Origin of the sequence: Blautia luti (assembly GCF_013304735.1) — a bacterium.
Classification (GTDB): Bacteria; Bacillota; Clostridia; order Lachnospirales; family Lachnospiraceae; genus Blautia_A.
Genome location: NZ_JAAITI010000015.1, coordinates 44,578 through 69,541 on the forward strand (window position 1 = coordinate 44,578; position 24,964 = coordinate 69,541).

Consider the following 24,964-nt stretch of genomic DNA (forward strand, 5'->3'; position numbering starts at 1 on the left):
GTTTATAAGCAGGGATTTTCTGAGAGAGGAGGGATTGCGATGGACAAGGAACTGCCAATTTCCCCGTGGCCGGAATGGAAGATCATAAGTAAGATCGGGGAAGGCTCTTTTGGAAGAGTATATAAAGCTCAGAGAACTGAGAAGGGACGTTCTTTTTACTCGGCAATTAAGATAATCACAATCCCCGCCAGTAAAGGGGAACTGGACAGTGTACGCTCAGAATCCGGTGATGAAAAATCCGTCCGTGGATATTTCGAAAATCTGGTGGAAGAGTGTATTCAGGAAGTAAGCACCATGGAGTATTTCAGAGGAAATTCCCACATTGTGTCGGTAGAAGATTACAAGGTGATGGAATATCTGGATGAGATCGGATGGGATATTTTTATCCGCATGGAATATCTCACAAGCTTCATGGAATATTATGCGGGAAAAAATCTCACAGAAAAAGAAGTGATGAAGCTTGGCATAGACCTTTGTAAATCACTGGAATACTGTGGGCAGCTTCACATTATTCACAGGGATATCAAGCCTGAGAATATTTTTGTATCCAGATTCGGAGATTTCAAGCTGGGAGACTTTGGAATCGCCAGGGAACTGGAAAAAACCATGAGTACCCTTTCCAAAAAGGGGACTTATTCCTATATGGCGCCGGAGATGTACAGGGGAGAAAAGTACGACAGCAGAGTGGATATCTATGCGCTTGGCCTGGTGCTGTATAAACTGATGAATCATAACAGACTTCCGTTTCTGAATCTGGAAAAACAGCTGATCACATACAGAGATAAAGAAAATGCGCTGACAAGAAGAATGTCAGGTGAAACACCGCCTGCGCCGGCAGATGCGGGAGAAGCTTTTGGCGCGGTTATTTTAAAAGCCTGTGCCTATGAGGAAAAGGAACGATATCAGACGCCGCAGGAACTGAGGCAGGCGCTGGAGCGAATCCGGTATGAGGGTACAACTCCTTCAAAACCGAAAACCACCGGGGAAAGGCCGGTTCCGGAGTCCATGCCGAAGTTTCTTCAGGAAGGTGCCGCCAAACAGCTGGCCAGAACAAGTCAGCTGAATACAGATGCGATCCGTCAGGCACGGAAAAATTCCGGGCAGATGTCTGTACAGCCTGAGAAACGTTCCACAGGAGAAACGGCAAAAAATACAGCGCAGAATACGGCAAAAGTGCAGAGTGTGATACAGAGTCCACAGAAATCAGCACCTGGAAAACCAGTATCCAGAGCGGTAAAGCCAAAAGTCACTTCTATAACCGATCTGGAAGACAGCCGTGACCAGGATCTGCGGGAATGGGAAGAACCTGTAACAGAGTATGACGGAAGTGTTTCTGAAAGAAAAAAGCGGAAGAGCTTTTCCAGGATTATCATTACAGCTGTTATACTTATTGTGCTGATCGGCGGAATCCTCGTAGCACGAAATGTTCTGGATTCTGCAGATGGTGGAAAAGATACATATGTAGATACCGATGATTCGGATGCTCTGAATAAAGGAAATTTTGGGACTGCAGACAGTTCGGATAAGAGTTTTGCCCAGGCAATGGAAACCATACGTGAACATGCGACAACCATAGAGGATGCTCTGGACAGTTATAAACGCGAAGGCACAGAGGGGGACCGCCTGCGTTTTTATAATGGGTCAGGAGAAATTGCCAAAGTGCTTGTATATCCGGACAGCTCCGCAGATGGTGTTTATGAGGAATATTTTTACTGGGGAGAGCAGATGTTTTATACTTACGTATGGGACGGAGACGAGAAACAGTATTTCTATTATCAGGACGGCCTTTTGATCCGATGGATTGATAAGGATGGAAAGGTTCATGATAAAGAGAGCGATAACGACGAATATGTAGAACTGGGAGACAAATACTGGAGTAATTCGGTAATGGAGCTTCAGCAGTAATGTCGAAAGGGTTTTTACGAAAGGAAAAAAAATGGCCTATCAGATTGATTATGCATACACATGCCACACCGGAAAGGTGAGGGTAAATAATGAGGATAATTTCTGGTGCTGCGGTGTGCGCCTGCCGGTGCACAACCAGGGAGTTGACGGAATCCTGGCAGGTCATACACAGCATTGGCAGCTTCCCGTTCTGGCTGTTTTTGATGGCATGGGTGGAGAAAGCTGTGGAGAAATGGCGGCTTCCGCTGCGGTGGAAGCACTGGGCAGTTTTTACGAAGAAAACCGCAGGAGTCTGAAAAAGGAACCGGTGGCTTTTCTGACAGGAGCCTGCGAAAATATGAATGAAGCAGTATGTCGTTACAGCAGAGAAAACTGTATCAACAGCATGGGCACCACCATGGCATTGCTGTCTTTCAGTGAAAAAGCTATTTATGCCTGTAATCTTGGAGACAGCCGTATTTACCGGCATTTTCAGGGAAAACTCCGCCAGATATCCACAGACCATGTCATTGGCGGGAAAATGCTGGGAAAAGCCCCTCTGACACAGTATCTGGGCTTTCAGGAAGAAAATATGGCTCTGGAGCCGTCTATTGTGGAAATCGGATATCAGACCGGAAGCAGTTATCTGATCTGCTCGGATGGAGTTACGGATATGCTTTCTGATGAGGAGATCCGGGAAATCCTTGGGAAAAACAGTACAGCAGAGGAGAAAGTAGAGGAACTGCTGGAAATGGCACTGGCCAAAGGCGGCAGAGATAATGTAACCATGGTTCTTGCACAGATCAGTGGCTACGAAGAAAGGAATCCTCTCAAACGATGGGCAGAACGGTACAGTACCGGGCGGTAGAAAATCTGCAGCAAAGGATGTTCATACTGCTGTTTGGACAACTCTGCCGGGGAGGAATTTAAGGGATAAGGAGAATTTACGATGAGAAATCGAATGCAGGATCTTGATTTTGAACAGACAGTTGCCTTCGATTCTGTGAAGGACTTTGAATTTACAAGAAAGGCGGCACAGAAGTTCCGCCAGGTTGTCAGTCTGGATTCTTTTGAGGATGAGGATGCGGACGTTATTTTTCATTATCTTTATAAAGAAATGGAACTGGTTTCTTTCGGTGATTATCTGAAACGATATGTTTACGAGCGTGCAGAGCTGGAAGAGCCTTTTTCCCAGGTACCCCAGGAGGTTTACAGGGATATTGTGGTGGAATCTTTCAAGGAAACTTATACACCAAAATCCATGTCTCCGACTTCGGCCAAACTGAGTTCGCTGGTGAACAACTGGCTGACACAGGCGTCTGTGAAGCGTGAAACCGTTTTTCTGCTGGGATTCGGGCTTCGAATGAGTACGGAGGACGTATCCGACTTTCTGACCAGGGTGCTCCGGGAGCAGGATTTTGATTTTCATAATCCGGAAGAAGTGATTTACTGGTACTGTTACCGGAACCATCTTGGTTACTATAAGGCGGAAGAATACAGAGAAACCTATAAAGAGCTGACGCCTGTGGAAAAAAAGACCGGTGAGGTTGTATATGGTACAGGGCTCTGTCTGGACAGTGAGGAAAAACTTCTGGAATATCTGGCATTTCTCAAAGGCAGATGCGATGATCCGAAATCTGAAAAGAGCCAGGCTTTTCAGGAGTTTATGATTCTTGTGGAGCGTGCAAAAAAGATTATTGCAGCCATGTATCAGGAAGATGAAGAGGAAAATGGCGGTAAAAAAATCTGGAAACCTGAAAATATCAGTGCTTCCGATCTGGAGAAAGTGATATGTAGCGGAATTCCCATTAACAAGATGGGAAATCTGAAAAAAATGTCCGCTTCCATTCTGGCAAAACATTTCAGTCAGAAGCGTTTCAGCCGTCAGAGAATCAATAATATCCTGAATCACAAGTTTCCGGTGGAACGTTTTGATTTGATTACGCTGGAATTTTTTGTGATTTCCCAGGAGATGGCAGATGATGATCCATATACCAGGTACCGTCATTTTCTGGAAGAAATCCAGGAGATTCTGGCCCGCTGTGGAATGAGTGAAATTTACATAGTAAATCCATATGAATGTTTCCTTCTGATGTGTCTTCTGACAGACTGCCCGTTGGCAGTATTTTCCGAGATATGGGAGAAATCCTACGAAGAAGGGGAAGAAAAAAGCTGAAAAAAAGGATGATGCGTATCTGGCGCGTCATCCTTTTTTGTCTGTGCTTTATTCGTTGTAATAACCGTAAATGGAACGGCTGATCTGAGCAATGCTATTCTGGGCAGCGGCAGTATCATTAAGATCCTGGGACATAAAGCAGACAACCAGATCAATGCCTTTGGCTGTATCGTAGATGATACCTGCATCATTTTCTACGGTGTCAAGTTCGCCGGTTTTGTTGGCAACTTTTACGCCCTCCGGCATCTGTGCCGGGATTTTGTTTGTTCTTGTCTGCATCTTCAGAAGATGATACATATATTCCGCACCTGCAAGCGTGTCATCGGTGGAAGTACCTTTATCAATCTGATAAATGGTTTTCAGGAATTTTCCACAGTCTTTTACGGAGGTGTAATTATCTCCATTGGAGTTGTCTGCAAGAAGGAGACGTCCCATGGAAGTACTGGTATATCCATGATCCTGGCAGAATTTGTTGACGCGGGCCATTCCGGCAGCGTCATCACCACCGCCAAGATAATTGACAAGGGTATTGGCAGCATCATTGTCGCTGACTGTAATCATGGAATTCAGATTGTCATCCAGTTTATCTTTTCCGTAGGTGGCGGAAAGACTGTCATAATCTTCGTATACAGCGCCCATGATATAGAGCTTGATCAGGCTGGCAGCCTGCATCTGCTGGTCATTGATGGAACCTTCGGTATTTTTGGCAAGGTTACATACGTATACAGACCAGGTACCGTTGCCGGAAGGAAGAAGGGACTGTACCTGATTCAGAAGATTGTCCATGCTGGAATCAGAATTATCCGTAAAAGTACTGCTTCCACTGGAAGGAGAAAGAGTACCTTCTTCCTGAGAAGAGCTGTCCTGACTGTCAGAAGACGCGGACGGGCCTGCAACTTCTCCGGAATTCTGAGAATCAGACTGTACGCCTGCGGCAGCAGCGGCGCTGGCAACGGTAGGATCATCCGGATAGAGGGCATCCAGCTGGTCTGCCTTGGTGCTTAATTCTGCAGCAGAATCCGAAACTTCCTGTACGCTTTTCTGCAGTTCGTTGACCTTGGACTGAAGGGATGCAAGTTTGTCCAGGGAGCGGACATTCAGTGCGCCAAGTCCTGCCAGAGCAACGGCAAGGACTGCAATCACAATATATAAGAAAACATTTTTTTTCATAAAAGTTACTCCTTTTTACTGAAAATAAGCATCAATTCCATTGGCGATTCCTTCTGCCATTGTCTGCTGGAAGGAAGAATCTGCCATTTTCAGATCATCGTTCTGATTGGTCATAAATCCCATTTCCACAATGGTCACCGGTATAGTACTCCAGTTGATACCTGTCATGGTATCTGTGTAGATAATTCCACGGTTCTGAAAACCGGTAGCTGCACAGTAGGAATCAACAATACACTGGGAAAGTCGGTTGGAACTGTCATAGAGACTGGAAACATAAGGATTCTGCTGGGACGGGCACATGGTAAGAGCTCCGGAAACAGAAGAAGAATCATCACCGTTTGCATGAATACGTACGCAGATTTCCGCACCCTGGGAAGCAACCAGCTCTGCACGTTCCTTATTGCTGATGGCAGTGTCATTATCAGTTCTTGTCATTACTACCTGGTATCCACGCTGTTCCAGAATATTTTTCAGAAGAAGGGATACATCCAGGTTTAGCTGATATTCCGGAAGGCCGCTGTAGGAACCTCTGGTTCCGGTAGAAGCTTTTGCCTTCATGGTGGAGGAACCGGGACCATTTGGTTCGGTGGCACTCATATCAACGTTTTCACCCTGATGTCCAGGATCAATTCCTACGATGTGGCCATTTGCGGCTGAAGTAGTGGTATCGCTGCCTCCGTCAGAGAATCCCTCACCACCGGCTTCACTGAAAACAGAAGGTTTGGAACTTTTCTGGCTGTTCTCGGACTCCGGTGCACGTTCGTGCTCTCCGGTGTTGTTCTTTACTGCCTGTTCGGTATGGGAGCGTTGCTGTAGATATTTGTCGGCTGCCTGTTTCTTTTCGATCTTGGCTGTATAAAGGTCAATATCTTCTTTCATGGCTTTCTGCTTCGTTTTGACCGGTTCGATGACGGAAGCCATTTTCTGGTCTGCGGCATCAATTTTCTGGTAGGTTTTGTAACTTAAGCCAAAAAGCAGTCCAATACAGATAAGACCCGTCAGAAACAGGACGATCGCCATCAGATGAGGCTTTTTTTCCATAAGATCATGTCCTTTCTGGGGAAATAGTTTGTATTTGTAAAACATTATAAAGAAGGACTTCGGAAAAAGCAATTGCGAAATTCTCCTTGACAAAAGAGAAAAGTATGATACTATATATGTAAAATAATTATATATAAAAATCTTATATATAAAATAATTACATAAAGGGGTGAGCGTATGTATTACTATCCGGTGTCAGCTGTGCTGACGGAATGCCTGATCCTCTCTGTTGTGGAACAGCAGGATTCCTACGGATATGAGATCAGTCAGACTGTGAAGATGGTAGCATCAATTAAGGAATCAACTCTGTATCCTATTTTGAGGAAGCTGGAGACAGGCGGATATCTGACAACTTATTCCGAGGAGTTCCAGGGAAGGAAGCGCAAGTATTATTCCATCACAGAGGAAGGACGCAGTCATCTGGAATATCTGAGGAAAGAGTGGAGAGAATACCGCGATACCATAGATGATATTGTGGAAGGGAGACTTCGAAAATGACGAGGAAAGAGTATATGGAGCAGCTCAGGAAATATCTGAAGCGGCTTCCGAAAGAAGATTATGAGAATGCCATTGAATATTTTTCGGAATATTTCGATGAGGCAGGTCCGGAGAATGAGCAGCAGGTAATGGAGGAACTTGGCGAGCCGAAGGAAGCAGCCAGGGAACTGCTTCTGAATCTTCTGCAGGAGAGTGTGGGAGACGGGAAAGACAGTACCGGAGAAAAAGAGACGGAACTGCCGGCAGAAGGTTCCGGCAACCGACGGAGTGCAGCAGGACAAAATGCAGCTGCTTCAACCAGTGATTCTACAAAGAAGAAACGTTCTCCGGGTAAGATCATCCTCCTTGCAATTCTTGTCCTCTGTGCGTCACCGGTAAGTCTGGCACTTATGTTCAGTGCGCTGGCAGTATTGTTTGCCGTAGTAGTTGTGATCGCAGCCGTGATTTTTTCCCTGGGTGTGACCAGCATCGCAACCATAGCCGGAGGAATCATGGTAGCCGGTTTTGGAGCCACACTGATCCTGAAATCTGTGGCAGCAGCCTGCATGATGGTTGGCGGCGGATTTCTTATGGCAGGAGCCGGAATCCTGGTCGGTGTGCTTACCATATATATCTGTAAATGGTGTGCAACAGGAATCGGACGTCTGGTAAACCGATTTGTAAGAAAGAAGGTGCAAAGAAATGAATAAGATCGCAAAAACAGCATTGATGACAGGCACAGCGCTCTGTGTGGCGGGAGTCGTTCTTTCTACAGCAGGATATTTTGCCGGGGGAAAAGATTTCACATATGCTTCAGATCATGTGTATGTATCCGGAGGAAATTCTTCTGCTCATAAAAACCTTGCAGTTATGAAAAAAGAACAGATCGATGATTTTACAAAACTGAATGTAGATTTTGAGGATCTTGACCTGGATATCCGGACTTCGGATGATGACCATTATTATATGGAATATAAACTTGAGAAAAACGGAAAGAAAGATCCCCTGACCTGGGAGGATAAAGACGGAGAACTTACACTTAAGGAGTCCGAAGGAGGAACGGGAGGTTATTTTATAACATATGATCTGGGAGTCTTTCGGACACATATAGAGCAGACCCAGAAAGAAGATGCGGTAAATACAGTGATTCTCTATGTGCCGGAGAAAGCGCAGCTTCTGGAAGCTGAGATTCAGCTTTCGGACGGAGATTTTACTGCCGATCAGCTTTTATGTGAAAAAATGACAGCGCAACTTTCCGATGGAGATCTGATGCTGGACAAAGGCGTGTTTGAAAAATTTGAGGCAAAGCTTGGCGACGGAGATCTGGATGTAAAAGAGCTTCAGTGTACGGATAACATGCAGCTGAAATCCGAAAGCGGAGATGTGAGCATAAAAAGAGCAGATCTTACAGACGGCCAGATTTCTCTTGATGATGGTGAGCTTCAGATGGGCAACAGCAGTTTCAACGGAGATATGGAAATCACCAGCTCCAACGGAGATGTTTCCATCCAAATGAAAAAGAGCAGCGTGGATAAAACCAACATTTATCTGAAAACCACAGACGGGGATGTAGATACAGGAGATCTTTCCCGTGGAAAATCCAGCAATGAGGAAGACTTCTCTGTTTATGAGAACCAAGTAGGCACTTCCGCACCGACTTTAAGTGTGAAATGTAGCGACGGAGATATTATGTTAACCGAATCTGCAAAGTAGATAATGCGGATAGCAGATATCTGCCTGAACAGTCATCTGACCCTGAATCCGCCAGATAATAAAGAATGATCCAATAAAAGAAATCTTCTGAACAGCAGCAGACAAAAACACTGCCGTTTGGAAGATTCTTTTTGTTGTAAACAAAATATGAGGATGGTAAAATATACATCTGACGTAACGTTATACCGAGCAGGAGAAGGTAAAAAAAATCAAATGATAAAAAAAGATAATACTTCAAAACAGATCAGGATCTACTGTCTGGTCGTAGGGATCATTTCCTTCTTTATAGTATCCGTCTGCGGACAGCTGCTCAACAGGAATACTGTAAATGAAGAGAAAATGCGAGCTGCTTTTACAGCGGAAACAACCGTGAACCGGATAAGATCACAGCTTAACCGATATCTTGATGTCTCAGAATTCTTTCAGAATATAATTGAATCCGGACATCAGATGGACAGCAAAGAATTTCAGGCTCTGTCGCAGATGATCTCCGATGATTCTCAAATTATAAAAGTTATTGAACAGGCACCGGACGGAGTAGTTAAGGATATTTATCCTCTGAAAGGAAATGAGGCAGCTTTTGGAATTGATATGCTAAATAATCCGGCCCGTAAATATGAAGCGAATCTGGCAATGAAAAGCGGCCAGTATACCATAGCCGGTCCTTATGAGCTGAATCAGGGAGGCCTTGGCTCACTGTTGTTTGAACCGATTTATATTACAGATAAATCCGGGGAAAAATCCTTCTGGGGATTCTCAATCCTGGTACTTGACTGGAACCGATTTCTGGAAGAACTGGAACTGGATAAGCTTACCGATGCTTCCTACTGTTATCAGATGTGGAAAAAAGACGGAAATTCCGGAAAGAAAACCATCATCGCCCAGGGGGGAGATGCGATTCACAAAGGAGCTGTACAGATCAGCTGTAAGGTCCCAAATGACACCTGGTATTTTGAGATTATTCCACATACCGGATGGGTTACCGTGAAACAGCAGGCACTGGTTTTTCTGGTTGCTGTAAGCATAGCGGTTCTGGCCACTGCGATCTGTTATCTGATGCTTCACAGAAAACAGAGAGAAAAACTGTATACAGAAGAAATCCGGAAGTCCGCGGAAAAAGCCAGAAAAGCAAATGAGGCAAAGACGAGATTTCTCTTTAACATGAGTCATGACATCCGGACACCAATGAATGCTATCGTAGGATTTTCCGGACTCCTTGAAAAAAGCATTCATGACGAAAAGAAATCTCTTGATTATATAAAAAAGATCAGGGTTTCCAGCGATATTCTGCTGACGATCATCAATCAGGTTCTGGAAATGGCCCGTATCGAAAGTGGAAAGATCACTCTAAGTTCGGAAAGTGTAAATATCCGTGAGATGGTGGATGCCATGAACACCGTTTTTGAATCATCCCTTACAAAAAAATCTCTGGAATATCAGTGCAGCCTGAATGTGGTCCACGATCAGATCCTGTGTGATAAAACAAAGATGGAGGAAATTATTCTGAATGTTGTCAGCAATTCCATCAAGTATACCAATCCTCATGGAAAGATCACAGTATCCATTGATGAGCTGGATTCTGAGGATGAGAAAAACGCAAACTATAAAGTTGTTGTAGAAGATAACGGGATTGGAATGAGCCAGGATTATCTTCCACATATCTTTGAGGAATTTTCCAGGGAACATACTTCTACGGAAACCAGAGTTGCAGGCACAGGACTTGGACTTCCAATCGTAAAATCTCTGGTTGACCGGATGGGTGGAACCATCGAAGTAGAAAGTGAAGAGGGAAAAGGCACCCGCTTTATTATGAAATTTTCTTTTCCTGTCAGTTTAGAAAACCAGGTTCGGGAAAAAGAGAAACAGAATATTCCGGATATTACAGAGAAGCTTGAAGGAAAACGGATTCTTCTTGCGGAAGATAATGAACTGAACGCGGAAATTGCGGAGACAGTTCTTGAAGAAACCGGAATAAAAGTGAAACATGTGGAAGATGGCATCCAGTGTATTGAGGAACTGAAAAAGATGCCGGAGAAATATTATGATGTGATCCTGATGGATGTCCAGATGCCAAATATGGATGGTTACACGGCAACACAGAGGATCCGGGATTTGGACGATTCGAGAGCTGAGATTCCGATCATTGCCATGACAGCCAATGCTTATGATGAGGACAGACGGAAGGCACAGGAAGCGGGAATGGATGGTTTTCTGGCGAAGCCACTGGACGTGGATGAGATGATGCGTCTGCTGGCCCAAATTATAAAAACAGAATAAATGAAACAGCACAAAACGCAGGATTTTTCTGGAGAAAAATTCCTGCGTTTTTTTGGCGGAAATGTATTGACAAATCCCTGTACTATGATATAATTCAATCAAATCACAGAAAACATATATAGTTACTAGGAAATAAGGAAATAGAGATAAGGAATTAAGGAGGATATCACCATGGGTAAAATTTACGGAAGCGCACTGGAACTGATCGGAAACACACCACTTGTAGAGATCAAGAATGTAGAGAAGTCAGAGGGACTTGAGGCTACCATTCTTGCCAAGCTTGAGTATTTTAACCCGGCAGGAAGTGTTAAGGACAGAATCGGTAAGGCAATGATCGAGGATGCAGAGCAGAGAGGCGTTCTGAAACCGGGCGCAACCATCATCGAACCAACATCCGGTAATACAGGAATCGGACTTGCAGCCATCGCAGCTGCCAAGGGATATAAGACAATCCTTACCATGCCGGAGACCATGAGTGTTGAGAGAAGAAACATCCTGAAAGCATACGGCGCAGAGGTAGTTCTGACAGACGGAGCCAAGGGAATGAAAGGTGCCATTGCCAAGGCAGAAGAGCTTGCCAAAGAGATTCCGGGAAGCTTCATCCCCGGACAGTTTGAGAACCCGGCTAACCCGAAGGCACATGCAGCAACAACAGGCCCTGAGATCTGGAATGACACAGACGGAAAGGTAGATATCTTTGTAGCTGGTGTCGGCACAGGCGGAACGATCACAGGTACAGGTGAGTACCTGAAGAGCCAGAACCCGAATGTGAAGGTTGTAGCTGTTGAGCCTGCAACTTCTCCTGTACTTTCTGAGGGAAAAGCAGGCCCGCATAAGATCCAGGGTATCGGCGCAGGTTTTGTTCCGGACACACTTGACACCAAGGTTTATGACGAGATCATTCCGGTAGAGAATGAGGATGCATTTGAGACATCCAAACTCCTCACCAAGAAAGAGGGAATCCTTACAGGAATTTCTTCCGGTGCAGCTCTCTATGCTGCGATCCAGCTTGCAAAACGCCCGGAGAACAAGGGAAAAGTGATCGTAGCACTTCTTCCGGACAGTGGAGACCGTTACTACTCCACACCACTGTTTACAAAATAATCGATCCGAAGACCGCTTCTTTTGCCCCGAAGCGTGATCCTGCGGGATTATTTACGGCGCTCCTGAATGCCTGTCCAAGCAGGCTGCCGGAGCGCCGGTTTTATTCTTATTTTTACCGAATCAAGTAAGTCCCCTGCGGGGTTGCGAAAAACAATAAGCATTGGATGGGGACTTGCTTGTATCAGGAGGAGTGCAGGCTCCTTCTGATAAACTGCGAAGCAGTTATTCGGTTATGAGCAAGTAGCAAAGCGGATTGCGAATATCCGCTTGACTTGTATCAGATAGTTTTTTAGGGTATAATAGAGAAAACGAATAAAACCTATTAACAATATAAAGAATAAAGTCTGCAAAGCAGATTCTGCTTCCTATGAAAGAAGATACAGGAAGCTGCCTGTGCATCACAGAGAAGGGTGCCGGTCATGGAATACAGAGGAATATTTCCGGCCGAACAGCTGCACAATAACAGAAAGAGCAAAAGGCTATAAATCAGAAGAATACTGAAATATTGGAGGTAAATATTACATGAGGATTTCTACAAGAGGAAGATATGCGCTGAGACTGATGTTGGATCTTGCTACAAATTATACAGGAAAACCGATCCGCCTGAAGGATGTGGCGAAGCGCCAGGAGATCTCCGATAAATATCTGGAGCAGATCATCTCCATTCTGAACAAAGCAGGCTTTGTCCGCAGTGTCCGTGGCCCTCAGGGTGGCTATGCACTGCAGCAGACTCCGGATAAATACACCGTCGGAATGATCCTCCGCCTCACAGAAGGAAGCCTTTCCCCTGTGGAATGTCTGGACGACAACGGAGCCATCTGTGACCGTGAGGAGAACTGCGTCACCCAGATCCTCTGGAAAAAGCTGGACGATGCCATCAAAGGTGTGGTAGATCATATAACACTGGAAGACCTGATGAACTGGCAATCCGTGAAGGCGGACGAGTACATCATATAAAAAAAGCTGCGCAAGCAGCTTTTTTTTATATCACATTTTTTTACTAACATTTTACAAAACCGCGATTTTATATTTTACCTTCCATTTCTATAATAACACCTGTATTTAAGCAGTAAGCAAGTAAAAATGATCATAGAAATGAGGAGAAAAAAATCATGAAAAAAAGAATCGCAGGTATTTTAACAGCAGCACTTATAGGAACTACAGTAATGGGAACCGTTGTAATGGCAGCACCATCCGGAGCGATCGACGTAATTTCCCGTGAGGACGGATCCGGAACACGTGGAGCATTCGTAGAGCTGTTTGGGATCGAAGAAGAAAAAGACGGCGAGAAAGTAGATATGACAACACAGGAAGCAAGCATCACAAACAACACAGATGTAATGCTTACCACAGTAGCAGGCGATGAGAACTCTATCGGATACGTATCTCTGGGTTCCCTCAACGATACAGTAAAAGCAGTAAAGATCGACGGAGCAGAGGCAACAGCAGAGAACGTTGCAGATGATACATACAAGGTAGCACGTCCGTTCAACATCGTAACAGGCGACAAGCTCAGCGATGCAGCACAGGATTTCATCAACTACATCATGAGCTCTGACGGACAGGACATCATCGAAAAAGAAGGCTACATCAAAGTAGATGAAAAAGCAGAGGCATACAAAGCCGGAGATGCAAAAGGCAAAGTCGTAGTTATGGGATCTTCTTCCGTAGGACCTGTAATGGAGAAGCTTGCAGAGGCATATCAGAAAACAAACAAAAACATCACAGTAGAGGTTCAGGTCAGCGACTCCACAACAGGAATCAATAGCGCAACAGAGGGTGTATGTGATATCGGAATGGCATCCCGTGAGCTGAAGGACGAGGAAACAGAGAAAGGTGTTAAAGCTACAGAGATCGCAAAAGATGGTATCGCAGTCATCGTAAACAACGACAATGACCTTGAGGAGCTTTCAAGTGACCAGGTAAAATCCATCTTCACAGGTGATATCACAGACTGGGAAGACGTGACCAAATAAATTCCCGGATAAAAAACGATTGAAGTATCTTACAAAGAGCGGCGATCATGACAAGGTCAGGAAAGCCGCTCCGTTATATATCAGCACAGTGGATATCCACTGGAACAGAGAGAAAGGTGTCTTATGAATCATTTAGGAGAAAAGGCCATGAAGGTCGTTTTTCTCATTGCGGCCTGTGCATCGGTTCTTGCAGTATTTCTTATTTGTGTGTTCCTTTTTGCAAACGGCCTTCCTGCAATGGGAAAGATCGGTCCCTTAAAATTCCTCTTCGGAACAGAATGGAGACCAACAAACGATAAATTCGGAATCCTGCCAATGATCGTGGCAAGTATTTATGTAACTGCAGGAGCAATCCTTATCGGAGTTCCGATCGCACTTTTTACATCCGTATTTATGGCAAGATATTGCCCGAAAAAAATCTATAAACCACTGAAATCCGGTATTGAGCTTATGGCAGGCGTTCCATCCATCGTATATGGCTATTTTGGTCTGGTTCTCCTGGTACCGCTGATCCGCCAGCTGTTCGGAGGAACCGGAAGCAGTATGCTGGCAGCATGTATCCTTCTGGGAATCATGATCCTTCCGACGATCATCGGAGTTACGGAATCGGCAGTACGAAGCGTTCCGGAAAGCTACTATGAAGGCTCACTTGCGCTTGGCGCAACAAAAGAAAGAAGCATTTTCTTTGTTATGCTTCCGGCAGCAAAATCCGGAATCCTGGCAGGCGTTGTCCTTGGGATCGGACGTGCCATCGGTGAGACCATGGCCGTGATCATGGTAGCTGGAAACCAGCCACGTATGCCGAAGGGACTTCTTCAGGGTGTCCGTACCATGACTGCAAACATCGTAACAGAGATGGGATATGCATCAGGACTTCACAGAGAAGCACTGATCGCAACAGGAGTTGTACTCTTTGTATTTATCCTGATCATCAACTTAAGTCTTTCACTGCTGAACAGGAGGGCGGAGTATGCAAACTAACGTATCAGTAACTGCAGATCCTGCGGCAGAAACAATCATGAAAAAAAGAAATACACTTACCATAGGAGACCAGCTGAAGTCTTATGCAAGACATCCTGGTGCAGGAGTCCTGGCATTTCTCACACTGCTGGGAGCTGTGATCACTTTTGCACTGCTGTTCTTCCTGATCGGCTATGTGCTTGTAAAAGGTATTCCCTATCTGAATGCAAGTCTGTTCAGCCTTACCTATACCTCAGAGAACGTTTCCCTTCTCCCGTCACTGATCAATACCCTGATCATGACACTGGTATCTCTGGCGATTGCCGCTCCGGTAGGAATCTTTGCAGCGATCTTCCTTGTGGAATATGCAAAAAAAGGCAGCCGTTTTGTAAAGCTGATCCGTATTACCGCAGAGACACTTTCCGGTATTCCATCCATCGTATATGGTCTGTTCGGTATGCTGTTCTTTGTAACTGCATTGCACTGGGGCATGTCTCTTCTTTCCGGTGCCCTGACCATGGTGATCATGGTACTTCCCCTGATCATGCGTACCGCTGAGGAAGCACTGAAATCTGTTCCGGATTCTTACCGTGAGGCAAGCTTCGGACTTGGAGCAGGCAAGCTCCGTACTATTTTTACGATTGTACTTCCCTCCGCAGTTCCTGGAATCCTGGCAGGTGTGATCCTGGCCATCGGACGTGTGGTAGGTGAGACTGCAGCACTTCTTTATACCTCCGGTACTGTTGCGGCAGTTCCAAACAGCCTGATGGGTTCCGGACGTACCCTGGCACTTCACATGTATGTGCTTTCCAGTGAGGGACTTCATGTAAACCAGGCATCTGCAACAGCAGTAGTCATTCTGGCATTTGTACTTGTTATCAACGGACTGTCCGGTCTGGTAGCCAGAAAAATTGCGAAAGGATAATGATCGATCATGAGTGAAAATACAAAAATTTCAATTGACAATATGAATCTTCATTACGGAAGCTTTCATGCCCTGAAGGGAATCAATATGGAGATCCCGGAAAAGGAGATCACAGCATTTATCGGACCAAGCGGCTGCGGTAAATCCACACTTCTGAAATCTTTAAACCGTATGAATGACCTTGTGGAAGGCTGTACCATCACAGGAAAGGTAGAGCTTGACGGGGAAGATATTTACGGAGATATGGACGTGAATCTTCTGCGTAAACGTGTGGGTATGGTATTCCAGAAGCCCAATCCGTTCCCAATGAGCATCTATGATAATATTGCATACGGCCCGAGAACACACGGTATCCGTTCCAAGGCGAAGCTGGACGAGATCGTGGAAAAATCTCTCCGTGATGCGGCCATCTGGGATGAGGTCAAGGACCGTTTGAAAAAAAGTGCTCTTGGAATGTCAGGCGGACAGCAGCAGCGTCTCTGCATTGCCCGTGCCCTGGCAGTACAGCCGGAGGTGCTTCTTATGGATGAGCCCACATCTGCCCTGGACCCTATCTCCACTTCCAAGATCGAGGATCTGGCAGTAGAGCTTAAAAAGGATTACACCATTGTCATGGTCACACATAACATGCAGCAGGCAACCCGTATCTCCGACAAGACAGCATTTTTCCTTCTTGGTGAGGTTGTGGAATTTGCGGATACAGACAAGCTGTTCTCCATGCCGGCGGATAAGCGTACAGAGGATTATATTACAGGAAGGTTTGGTTGATATTATGTCAGAACGTTTTGTAAGACAGCTGGAAGAGCTTCACGTGGAACTGATCACCATGGGAAGTCTCTGCGAAAAAGCAATTTCACTTTCTGCCAAAGCTATTCAGGGTGAAGGCGGGATGACTCTCATTGGCAAGATCTTTGAGACAGAAAAAGAGATCGATTCTCAGGAAAGAGAGATCGAAAATCTCTGTATGAAACTTCTTCTTCATGAGCATCCGGTAGCCGGTGACCTGCGAGCCATCTCCGCTGCACTGAAGATGATCTCCGACATGGAGCGTATCGGTGATCAGGCAGCAGATATTGCGGATCTTTCCAAGCATATCGAGGACAAAGCAGTTACCGGAGATATCATTAATATCCGGAAGATGGCAGAGGATACTGTCCGGATGGTTACAGAAAGCATCGATGCCTTTGTAAAAGGTGACCTGGAACTCTGCAGACAGGTGATCGATGATGATGACAAGGTAGATAATGCGTTTAATGAGATCAAGGAAAAACTGGTTGAGATCTTAAGCAGCGGAAACCCGGATGCAAGATTGGGGCTTGACATTCTTATGGCTGCGAAGTATTTTGAACGTATCGGTGATCATGCTGTAAACATTGCGGAGTGGGTAGAATACTCCATCACGGGAGTCCACAGAAACAGTGCCAGTCACACCGACAATTATCTTACCGGAGAATGATCATTTTGAGTAAAAAAATATTTAAGTATATTATGCTGGTCTCAACCATGGTTACTGTGCTGGGACTGGCATTTGTCATTGGAATCCTTTCTCATTCATTCCAGCGTCAGCTGATGAATGAGCTGAAAAAAGAAGCTGTTTTCATTTCCAGAGGAGTAGAAGCAGCAGGGACAGATTATCTGGATCAGCTGAGTAACACAGATTCCAGGATTACCTATGTGGATGAAAGTGGAAAAGTCCTCTATGATAATGAAGCAGATGTGGAAAATATGGAGAATCACGGTCACAGAAAAGAGATCCGTGAGGCAGAGCTTAACGGAGAAGGAGAAGATGAGAGAATGTCTTCCACGCTTTCCGAAAAGACCATGTACTATGCGCTGCGCCTGGACAATGGCAATGTTCTTCGTGTCTCCAGCACCCAGAAATCAGCTTTTGCGCTTGTGTGGCAGCTGGTACCGCCGCTTTTGGGCGTATTGTTTCTGATTCTTGTTCTTTCTGCGGTATTTGCCTCCAGACTTTCCGGCAGGGTGGTGGAACCTCTCAACAACCTGGATCTGGAACATCCGGAGGAGATCAATGTGTATGAAGAGGTGGAACCTCTTATCAGCAAAATCTACCGCCAGAACCGTCAGATCCGTCTGCAGCTTGAGGCAGCCAGAAGGCAGCAGAAAGAGTTTTCCATTATTACGGAGAACATGCAGGAAGGTCTTCTTGTGATCGACCGTTACACCATGGTGCTTTCCGTTAACTCCAGTGTGGGAAAACTTCTTAAGGTAAACGAAGTCCGAACAGGAGAAAGTGTGTATCTGCTGAACCGTTCCGAAGAATTCCGGGGCGTTGTGGAGCAGGTTCTTGAAGGAAATCATGAGGACAAAATTCTTCGTCTGGATGGCAGTGATATCCAGGTGATCGCCAACCCTGTCACAAGAGAAAACAAGACAGAAGGTGCGGTAATTCTTCTGGTGGACGTAACTGAAAAAGTAGAACGGGAACAGCTGCGCAGAGAATTTTCCGCCAATGTTTCCCACGAGCTGAAAACACCGCTGACTTCTATTTCCGGCTTTGCAGAGATCATGCAGGACGGATTTGTGAAGGATGAAGATGTGAAAGTTTTTGCAGGGCGTATCTATAAAGAGGCGCAGAGACTGATCCGTCTGGTTGGAGATGTGATCCGGATCTCCCGTCTGGATGAAGGCGGCCTTCCCTATCAGTGGGAAGAACTGGATCTTTACAGTATGGTTCACGATATTTTTTCCACCTTACATGAAGCTGCCGGGAAGCAGGAAGTGCATATGTATATGGAAGGTGGAAGTACCGTGCTGGAAACCGTGCCGACGATTATGGAAGAAGTTCTCTACAATGTCTGTGATAATGCTATCAAATATAACCATCAGAGTGGAGAAGTTTTTGTACGGCTGAAGGATGAAGGAGACGTAGTTCGTGTAAATGTGCGGGATACGGGAATCGGTATTCCGAAAGAAGATCAGGAACGCATCTTTGAGCGTTTTTACCGGGTGGATAAAAGTCACTCCAAGGAAATCGGAGGAACCGGTCTTGGCCTTTCCATTGTGAAGCACGGGGTAAAAACTCTGAACGGCAGGCTGTGGCTGAACAGTGAGCCGGGACAGGGAACCGAGATCATTATGGAATTTCCGAAACATCATATGGAAAATAAAGAGGCAGCAGAGTAAAAATGCTGCTTCTTTTTGTATCAGGCTGGAGAACCGGCTTCCCAGTTTGACAGACCGGATGGCTTATGCTATCTTAAGTAGTAATAATTCGAAATACAAGACGGGAAAGCGGATTAGTAGTCCGCTTTCTGTATTATAACCGGTTCGGAATACTTCCGGACGACTATACTGAGGGGAATAAAAAGATGATACAGGCAATTATTTTACTGGTGTTCCTGATCTTTCTGAACTCTGTTTTCGCAGGTGCGGAAATGGCGGTTCTGTCCATGAATGAAGCGAAGATGAAGGAGCTGGCAGAAGAGGGAGATCACCGGGCGCAGATTTTGATAAAGCTTACAGAACAGCCGGCACATTTTATGACAGCGATCCGTGTAACGGTAACTACGGCAGGATTTCTGCAGAGCGCTTTTGCGGCAGAATATTTTGCACAGCCTATGACCGCGGCACTGATAAAGGCAGGAGCAGATGTACCACAGAACATTCTGAAAATCGTATGTATGATCATTGTAACAATACTGCTTTCTTATGTAAGTCTTCTGTTTGGAGAGCTGGTTCCAAGACGTCTGGGGATGAAAAATCCGGATGAGCTTTCTCTGAGACTTGCAGGACTTCTTAAGATTGCGCTTCTTGCGGTGTGGCCGGCTACGGCACTTCTGACAGTTACCGCCAACGGAGTGCTGCACCTTATGGGAATCAGGCCGGAAGAAAAAGAGGATCAGGCCACGGAAGATGAGATCCGTATGCTTCTCAGTGAGGGAAATGAACAGGGCAGTATCCAGCAGGAAGAGAGCGAGATGATCCGCAATGTTTTTGATCTGGATGACACTACCGCAGATGAAATCTGTACTCACAGAAGAGATGTGGTTGTTCTCTACATGGAAGATTCCGATGAAAAATGGGAAGAGATTATCAGAGAGAATCGTCACACCTTTTATCCGGTATGCGGGGAAGATCAGGATGATATTATCCATATTCTGGACACCAGAGATTATTTCCGCCTGGATGACAGATCCAGAGAAGCTGTTCTGCAGCATGCCTGTTATTCACCGTTTTTTGTACCGGAATCCATGCGTGCCAACCTGATCTTCCGGGAAATGAGGGAAAAACGGGATTATTTTGCAGTAGTGCTGGATGAATACGGCTGCTTTGTGGGAATTGTCACTCTGCATGATCTTGTGGAGACGCTGGTAGGAGATATTGACGACAGGACAGATCTGCCGAAGCCGGATGATATTGAGAAGACAGGAGAACATATCTGGAAAATACAGGGAGGAGCGATCCTGGATGATGTGGCAGAGGTCATAAATGTGGAGCTTCCTGTAGAAAAATATGATACTTTCAGCGGCTTTGTCTGCGGAGTTCTGGAACGTGTACCGGAGGACGGAGAACAGTTCCGATGCAGCTGGAAAAACCTGGATATTGTGGTAAATCAGGTCAGAAACCATACCGTTGTGGAGGGAATCGTTCATGTTCAGCCAGAGAAAAAAGTGCAGGAACAGAAAGAAGAGATCTGACAAAACCTTGTTCAGCCAGGTCATGGGACAGTTATCGGGAGAAAGATCTCCGGGGATTTATGGACATTTTCGAACATGTTGTTGCTTGAAAGTATGTTATTTTTATGACATAATAAGGAAATAACCCGAGGAAAGCTTGTGATGGGGGAGAAAAAATGCCAGGTTTTACAAGACAGATCATACTGCATACACTGACGGAACTTATGAACGAAAAACCATTGTCCAAGATCACGGTAAAGGACATCGTGGAACGCTGTGGAGTAAACAGGAATACATTTTACTACCATTTCAGGGATATTCCGGATGCAGTGGAAGCAATGGTAAAGGAAGAGCTGAATGACATTCTGAAGGATCAGAAAGTACCGGAATCAGTCAGCGACTGTATGGAAATCCTTGTCAACGCAGTTCAGAAGAACAAAAAAGCCATGATACATCTGTACCGCTCGATCCAGAGGGATGTATTTGCCGATTATCTGGATCATGCCGCAGAGCGTGTGGTGGAGGAGCTGATCAACAGGGCGGTCGGAGACTTTGAAATGGATCAGGAAGATAGGCATCTTATAAGCCGGTATTATAAATGCGTATTTGTGGGAGTGATCCTGGACTGGCTGCGGCATGATATGGATTATGATATCCTGTCAGATATGCATAAGCTGGAGTATATTTACGAGAAGAGCCTTGAGAGTCAGTACAAAAATCTGAAAGAAAAGCTATGATTTCAACTAAATGAAGATTAAAAATATCCATTTAGCTGTAGAACAGGAATGTCCTCGAATTTTATTAAGGTATAGAAACGGTTAATTTTGAGCTGGTGTCTAAAATTTAGGCACTGGCTCTTTTTTGTCTGTTTTTTTAAACGACACAGGGATGTATAATTCAGTACAATAAATGAGAAAAAATTATCAAGGAGGGAACGTATGGATGACCTGAAACAGCTGAAGCTTGTAAAAAACATCTACATCGTCATGTCATTACTGTTCTGTGTGCTGGGTATTTTTCTGATGGCAAGGCCCAAAAGCTCTGTAAAAATGCTGTGCGTGCTTATGGGAATCATGCTGATCCTGTACGGGGCTATTAAGATCAGCGGATATTTCACGAGAGATGCTTTCTGTCTGGCATTTCAGTTTGATCTGGCTTTCGGGATCTTGCTGATGGCAGTGGGAGTGATCCTGATAGCCAGAAAAAATTTCGCAGTGGATCTTATTTTTTCCGTGTTCGGAATCCTGATCCTGGCAGATGCCCTGTTTAAGATCCAGATGTCTGTAGATGCGAAGAGATTCGGTCTGGCGCTGTGGTGGCAGATTCTGCTGGTCGCACTGGTCACCGGAGTGATCGGAGTTCTGGTTTTTATCAGACCATGTGAAGCAGCAGCTACGATGATGGCACTGGTAGGATTTTCCATTTTACTGGAAGGGATCCTCAATCTATGGGTCGGGATCCTGACGATCAAGATCATCAAGAGTCGGCTTTAAACATAAACATAAAAATAACCAATCACTTTAGATAATAACATAGGAGGAAATAGAGTATGGGAATCGTAGACAAAGCAAAACAGGCAGCGATCGCAGCTACCGTAACAAAAGCACTGGATTATCTTGAGAAGGATCCGGAGACAAACATACCGAAGATCATGGAAATGGTTGATAAAGTAACACCGGATGGCTGGTATGCAGGACAGAGAAATGCGATCCGTCACTCCATCGAGGCAAAGGACAACTGGTATCAGCTGATCCTTCGTATGTATCAGCTGGATGCCGGCGTACGCCAGACATTTTTCCGCAACTTTATTGTAAATGCCAGTCTTAAGGGAAGCGCAACGCAGGAAAAGGTATCAGAAGAGAATGACTGCAATGTACCGTGGGCAATTCTTCTTGATCCTACCAGCGCATGTAACCTTCATTGCACAGGATGCTGGGCAGCGGAGTATGGCCACAAGCTGAACCTGGATCTTGAGACCATCGATTCTATTGTTAAACAGGGTAAAGAGCTGGGAACTTATATGTACATCTACACAGGCGGTGAGCCTCTTGTCCGCAAAAAAGACCTTATTAAGATCTGTGAGATGCATCCGGACTGTGAGTTCCTTTCCTTCACAAACGGAACTCTGATCGACGAGGAATTCTGCCAGGAAATGCTCCGTGTGAAAAACTTCGTTCCGGCCATCAGCCTTGAGGGAACAGAAGCAACTACAGACGGACGTCGTGGAGATGGCGTTTATCAGAAGGTTATGCATGCCATGGAGCTTCTTAAGAGTCATGGACTTCCGTTCGGTGTTTCTACATGCTACACATCTGCAAACGTAGATGCAGTAAGCAGCGAGGAGTACTTCGATCATCTGATCGAGTGCGGAGCTTATTTTGCATGGTTCTTCCACTATATGCCGGTTGGAAATGATGCGGCAGCAGATCTTCTTCCCACACCGGAGCAGAGAATCAAAATGTACGACAGCGTCCGCAGATTCCGTGCCACAAAATCTCTTTTCACTATGGATTTCCAGAACGATGCAGAGTATGTAGGCGGATGTATCGCAGGTGGCCGCCGTTACCTCCATATCAATGCAAACGGAGACGTGGATCCTTGCGTATTCATTCATTTCTCCAATGCGAACATTAAAGAATGTACACTCCTTGAGGCGCTGAAGAGCCCGATCTTTATGGAGTATCACAAGGGTCAGCCGTTCAACAAAAACATGCTTCGTCCATGTCCGATGCTTGAAAATCCTGAACTTCTCCGCAAGATGGTTGAACGTGCAGGAGCGAAATCTACAGATCTTCAGTCTCCGGAAACAGCGGAGCATCTCTGTGCAAAATGTGACCACTATGCAGAAGTATGGAAAAAACAGGCAGATGAGCTCTGGGATGAGAGCCAGGCGAAAAAAGCTGCAAAAAAATCAACAACTTGTTAATTAATACTTGATATAGATGTTGGGATACTGTATAATGAACCCGTTTTTCAGGAGTCTGAAATAACAGTTCAGATAAGAGTGTCGAAACAGAAGAGACACGATACGTGTACTGACAGATAACAGGGCGGTTATATTCAGCAGTGGGTATAACTGCCTTCTTTTTTATGTTATCGTCAGGACATAGGGAAAGAAAGGATGGATTCATTATGGAAAAACAGGAGAAAAACACAGCCAGCCCTTATGAGCTGGACGGACGCCCACCTCTTAAGGTGGCAATTCCCCTTGGACTGCAGCACGTGCTTGCCATGTTTGTGGGTAACCTTACCCCGCTTCTTATCATCACGGCAGCCTGCGGAATTGAAGCAGGAGGGGATCTTCAGGTTGCATTACTTCAGAATGCAATGCTGATCGCAGGAATTGTTACACTTGTACAGGTCTTTACGATCGGACCGGTCGGTGGCAAGCTTCCTATCGTTATGGGAACAAGTTCAGGCTTCATCGGCGTATGTCAGAGCGTTGCCGGAGTCATGGGAAATGGTATCGTTGCTTATGGCTCGATCATGGCAGCATGTTTTATCGGCGGTCTTTTTGAGACTGTACTGGGAAGCTTTCTGAAACCTTTGAGAAAATTTTTCCCGTCTGTTGTAACAGGTACGGTTGTACTTTCTATCGGTCTTTCACTGATCGGCGTGGGAATCAGTTCTTTTGGAGGCGGAAGTTCCGCAAAAGATTACGGTTCTCTGGAAAACCTTTTCGTAGGTTTTGTGGTCCTGATCGTGATCATTGCGCTGAAACATGGTACAAAAGGATTTACAAGCTTTTCTTCAATCCTCATCGGTATTATTGTGGGATATATTCTGGTAAGTATCATGGCTGTGGTACTTCCCACAACATTTACATATGTAGATGACACAGGTGCTACTGTGGAGGCTACAAAGGCCTGGGTCCTGAACTGGGATAAAGTTGCTCAGGCGAAATGGTTTGCAGTACCGGCACTTATGCCTGTGAAATGGGTATTTGACGCACGTGCGATCGTGCCGATCCTCATTATGTTTATTGTAACTGCAGTGGAAACTGTCGGTGATATTTCCGGAATCACAGAGGGTGGTCTTGGAAGAGAGGCTACCGATAAAGAGCTTTCCGGTGGTGTTATGTGTGACGGTCTTGGTTCTTCCTTTGCGGCACTGTTCGGTGTACTGCCGAATACTTCATTCAGCCAGAACGTTGGTCTGGTTGCCATGAATAAGGTTGTAAACCGTTTCTGTATCGCTACAGGAGGAATCTTCCTGATCGCCTGCGGATTATTCCCGAAACTTGCTGCGCTGATCTCTATCATGCCGCAGAGTGTTCTGGGCGGTGCTGCTGTTATGATGTTCTCATCTATTGTTGTCAGTGGTATCCAGCTGATCACCAAGTGGCCGGTTGGACCGAGAAATGTTACGATCGTTTCTGTTGCACTTGGTCTTGGTTATGGACTTGGTTCCAATACGGCGATCCTTGTGCATCTGCCACAGGCTATCAGCCTGATCTTTGGCGGTTCCGGTATTGTTCCGGCGGCGGTGTTTGCGATTATCTTGAACATCGTTCTTCCTAAGGATGAGAAGACGGATGTTGAGAGAGCTGAGGAGATGCTTGAAAAAGTTAAAAATAAATAAAAGGGATTTTTCTTTTTTAGAGACTGTTGGACGTATTGAC

Annotated in this window: 22 protein-coding genes; 20 read left to right on the plus strand and 2 right to left on the minus strand. The window is 45.4% G+C overall.

The window, feature by feature from the left end:
• Positions 1-39: 39 nt before the first annotated feature.
• The 3 genes from G5B06_RS09745 (at position 40) to G5B06_RS09755 (ending at position 4,060) form a co-directional block, all read left to right on the plus strand.
• Positions 40-1,905, plus strand: coding sequence for a serine/threonine protein kinase (locus G5B06_RS09745; RefSeq protein WP_173771886.1), 1,866 nt, complete (start codon positions 40-42; stop codon positions 1,903-1,905).
• 31 nt (positions 1,906-1,936) lie between these two features.
• Positions 1,937-2,752 (plus strand): PP2C family protein-serine/threonine phosphatase, encoded by an 816-nt coding sequence (locus G5B06_RS09750; protein ID WP_173771889.1) that lies wholly within the window; start codon positions 1,937-1,939, stop codon positions 2,750-2,752.
• An 81-nt stretch (positions 2,753-2,833) separates the two neighbouring features.
• Complete coding sequence (locus G5B06_RS09755; protein ID WP_173771891.1) at positions 2,834-4,060, plus strand: hypothetical protein; 1,227 nt, start codon at positions 2,834-2,836, stop codon at positions 4,058-4,060.
• Positions 4,061-4,108: 48 nt separating this feature from the next.
• Here G5B06_RS09755 and G5B06_RS09760 read toward each other — a convergent pair whose 3' ends face one another.
• A complete protein-coding gene (locus G5B06_RS09760) occupies positions 4,109-5,230 on the minus strand; it encodes a serine hydrolase (RefSeq protein WP_173771892.1) in 1,122 nt (373 codons plus the stop codon).
• A gap of 15 nt (positions 5,231-5,245) precedes the next feature.
• Positions 5,246-6,271: an N-acetylmuramoyl-L-alanine amidase family protein gene (locus G5B06_RS09765; protein ID WP_244094546.1), complete on the minus strand. Its 1,026-nt coding sequence runs from the start codon at positions 6,269-6,271 to the stop codon at positions 5,246-5,248.
• A gap of 177 nt (positions 6,272-6,448) precedes the next feature.
• Between G5B06_RS09765 and G5B06_RS09770 the strand changes: the two genes are divergently transcribed.
• The 17 genes from G5B06_RS09770 to G5B06_RS09850 all read left to right on the plus strand — a co-directional run bounded on the left by G5B06_RS09770 (position 6,449) and on the right by G5B06_RS09850 (position 24,924).
• A complete protein-coding gene (locus tag G5B06_RS09770; RefSeq protein ID WP_118061753.1) occupies positions 6,449-6,769 on the plus strand; it encodes a PadR family transcriptional regulator in 321 nt (106 codons plus the stop codon).
• On the plus strand, positions 6,766-7,458 hold the full coding sequence (locus G5B06_RS09775) for a DUF1700 domain-containing protein (RefSeq protein ID WP_173771894.1): 693 nt from the start codon (positions 6,766-6,768) through the stop codon (positions 7,456-7,458). The genes G5B06_RS09770 and G5B06_RS09775 overlap by 4 nt, the downstream gene beginning before the upstream one ends.
• Positions 7,451-8,461, plus strand: a complete 1,011-nt coding sequence (locus G5B06_RS09780) for a DUF4097 family beta strand repeat-containing protein (RefSeq protein WP_118061755.1) — start codon at positions 7,451-7,453, stop codon at positions 8,459-8,461. Before G5B06_RS09775 ends, G5B06_RS09780 begins: the two co-directional genes overlap by 8 nt.
• Positions 8,462-8,674: 213 nt before the next feature.
• Entirely contained in the window at positions 8,675-10,738 is a 2,064-nt protein-coding gene (locus tag G5B06_RS09785; protein ID WP_173771897.1) for an ATP-binding protein, read from the plus strand.
• 171 nt (positions 10,739-10,909) lie between these two features.
• Positions 10,910-11,842 (plus strand): cysteine synthase A, encoded by a 933-nt coding sequence (gene cysK, locus G5B06_RS09790; protein ID WP_118070883.1) that lies wholly within the window; start codon positions 10,910-10,912, stop codon positions 11,840-11,842.
• A gap of 522 nt (positions 11,843-12,364) precedes the next feature.
• Positions 12,365-12,799, plus strand: coding sequence for an RrF2 family transcriptional regulator (locus G5B06_RS09795; protein ID WP_114001811.1), 435 nt, complete (start codon positions 12,365-12,367; stop codon positions 12,797-12,799).
• A 155-nt stretch (positions 12,800-12,954) separates the two neighbouring features.
• Positions 12,955-13,818: a substrate-binding domain-containing protein gene (locus G5B06_RS09800; protein WP_021652475.1), complete on the plus strand. Its 864-nt coding sequence runs from the start codon at positions 12,955-12,957 to the stop codon at positions 13,816-13,818.
• A gap of 123 nt (positions 13,819-13,941) precedes the next feature.
• Positions 13,942-14,799, plus strand: coding sequence for a phosphate ABC transporter permease subunit PstC (pstC, locus tag G5B06_RS09805; RefSeq protein ID WP_021652474.1), 858 nt, complete (start codon positions 13,942-13,944; stop codon positions 14,797-14,799).
• Positions 14,789-15,703, plus strand: coding sequence for a phosphate ABC transporter permease PstA (pstA, locus tag G5B06_RS09810; RefSeq protein ID WP_173771899.1), 915 nt, complete (start codon positions 14,789-14,791; stop codon positions 15,701-15,703). Before pstC ends, pstA begins: the two co-directional genes overlap by 11 nt.
• Positions 15,704-15,712: 9 nt before the next feature.
• Positions 15,713-16,471 (plus strand): phosphate ABC transporter ATP-binding protein PstB, encoded by a 759-nt coding sequence (gene pstB, locus G5B06_RS09815; protein ID WP_015526284.1) that lies wholly within the window; start codon positions 15,713-15,715, stop codon positions 16,469-16,471.
• A gap of 4 nt (positions 16,472-16,475) precedes the next feature.
• Positions 16,476-17,159: a phosphate signaling complex protein PhoU gene (gene phoU / locus G5B06_RS09820; protein WP_021977009.1), complete on the plus strand. Its 684-nt coding sequence runs from the start codon at positions 16,476-16,478 to the stop codon at positions 17,157-17,159.
• Positions 17,160-17,164: 5 nt separating this feature from the next.
• Positions 17,165-18,850, plus strand: coding sequence for a sensor histidine kinase (locus tag G5B06_RS09825; protein WP_330606710.1), 1,686 nt, complete (start codon positions 17,165-17,167; stop codon positions 18,848-18,850).
• A gap of 185 nt (positions 18,851-19,035) precedes the next feature.
• On the plus strand, positions 19,036-20,364 hold the full coding sequence (locus tag G5B06_RS09830; RefSeq protein ID WP_244094547.1) for a hemolysin family protein: 1,329 nt from the start codon (positions 19,036-19,038) through the stop codon (positions 20,362-20,364).
• Positions 20,365-20,519: 155 nt separating this feature from the next.
• Positions 20,520-21,080 (plus strand): TetR/AcrR family transcriptional regulator C-terminal domain-containing protein, encoded by a 561-nt coding sequence (locus G5B06_RS09835; protein ID WP_015526280.1) that lies wholly within the window; start codon positions 20,520-20,522, stop codon positions 21,078-21,080.
• A 201-nt stretch (positions 21,081-21,281) separates the two neighbouring features.
• On the plus strand, positions 21,282-21,836 hold the full coding sequence (locus tag G5B06_RS09840; RefSeq protein ID WP_021977012.1) for an HdeD family acid-resistance protein: 555 nt from the start codon (positions 21,282-21,284) through the stop codon (positions 21,834-21,836).
• 56 nt (positions 21,837-21,892) lie between these two features.
• Positions 21,893-23,269 carry a radical SAM protein gene (locus G5B06_RS09845; RefSeq protein WP_173771901.1) on the plus strand — a complete coding sequence of 459 codons (1,377 nt, stop codon included), beginning with the start codon at positions 21,893-21,895 and terminating at the stop codon, positions 23,267-23,269.
• Positions 23,270-23,475: 206 nt separating this feature from the next.
• Positions 23,476-24,924 carry a uracil-xanthine permease family protein gene (locus tag G5B06_RS09850; RefSeq protein ID WP_173771903.1) on the plus strand — a complete coding sequence of 483 codons (1,449 nt, stop codon included), beginning with the start codon at positions 23,476-23,478 and terminating at the stop codon, positions 24,922-24,924.
• Positions 24,925-24,964: the final 40 nt, after the last annotated feature.

Coding starts and splice junctions, on each gene's coding strand:
- G5B06_RS09745 (WP_173771886.1), top strand. CDS start 40: ATGGACAAGGAACTGCCAATTTCCCCGTGGCCGGAATGGAAGATCATA.
- G5B06_RS09750 (WP_173771889.1), top strand. CDS start 1,937: ATGGCCTATCAGATTGATTATGCATACACATGCCACACCGGAAAGGTG.
- G5B06_RS09755 (WP_173771891.1), top strand. CDS start 2,834: ATGAGAAATCGAATGCAGGATCTTGATTTTGAACAGACAGTTGCCTTC.
- G5B06_RS09760 (WP_173771892.1), bottom strand. CDS start 5,230: ATGAAAAAAAATGTTTTCTTATATATTGTGATTGCAGTCCTTGCCGTT.
- G5B06_RS09765 (WP_244094546.1), bottom strand. CDS start 6,271: ATGGAAAAAAAGCCTCATCTGATGGCGATCGTCCTGTTTCTGACGGGT.
- G5B06_RS09770 (WP_118061753.1), top strand. CDS start 6,449: ATGTATTACTATCCGGTGTCAGCTGTGCTGACGGAATGCCTGATCCTC.
- G5B06_RS09775 (WP_173771894.1), top strand. CDS start 6,766: ATGACGAGGAAAGAGTATATGGAGCAGCTCAGGAAATATCTGAAGCGG.
- G5B06_RS09780 (WP_118061755.1), top strand. CDS start 7,451: ATGAATAAGATCGCAAAAACAGCATTGATGACAGGCACAGCGCTCTGT.
- G5B06_RS09785 (WP_173771897.1), top strand. CDS start 8,675: ATGATAAAAAAAGATAATACTTCAAAACAGATCAGGATCTACTGTCTG.
- cysK (WP_118070883.1), top strand. CDS start 10,910: ATGGGTAAAATTTACGGAAGCGCACTGGAACTGATCGGAAACACACCA.
- G5B06_RS09795 (WP_114001811.1), top strand. CDS start 12,365: ATGAGGATTTCTACAAGAGGAAGATATGCGCTGAGACTGATGTTGGAT.
- G5B06_RS09800 (WP_021652475.1), top strand. CDS start 12,955: ATGAAAAAAAGAATCGCAGGTATTTTAACAGCAGCACTTATAGGAACT.
- pstC (WP_021652474.1), top strand. CDS start 13,942: ATGAATCATTTAGGAGAAAAGGCCATGAAGGTCGTTTTTCTCATTGCG.
- pstA (WP_173771899.1), top strand. CDS start 14,789: ATGCAAACTAACGTATCAGTAACTGCAGATCCTGCGGCAGAAACAATC.
- pstB (WP_015526284.1), top strand. CDS start 15,713: ATGAGTGAAAATACAAAAATTTCAATTGACAATATGAATCTTCATTAC.
- phoU (WP_021977009.1), top strand. CDS start 16,476: ATGTCAGAACGTTTTGTAAGACAGCTGGAAGAGCTTCACGTGGAACTG.
- G5B06_RS09830 (WP_244094547.1), top strand. CDS start 19,036: ATGATACAGGCAATTATTTTACTGGTGTTCCTGATCTTTCTGAACTCT.
- G5B06_RS09835 (WP_015526280.1), top strand. CDS start 20,520: ATGCCAGGTTTTACAAGACAGATCATACTGCATACACTGACGGAACTT.
- G5B06_RS09840 (WP_021977012.1), top strand. CDS start 21,282: ATGGATGACCTGAAACAGCTGAAGCTTGTAAAAAACATCTACATCGTC.
- G5B06_RS09845 (WP_173771901.1), top strand. CDS start 21,893: ATGGGAATCGTAGACAAAGCAAAACAGGCAGCGATCGCAGCTACCGTA.
- G5B06_RS09850 (WP_173771903.1), top strand. CDS start 23,476: ATGGAAAAACAGGAGAAAAACACAGCCAGCCCTTATGAGCTGGACGGA.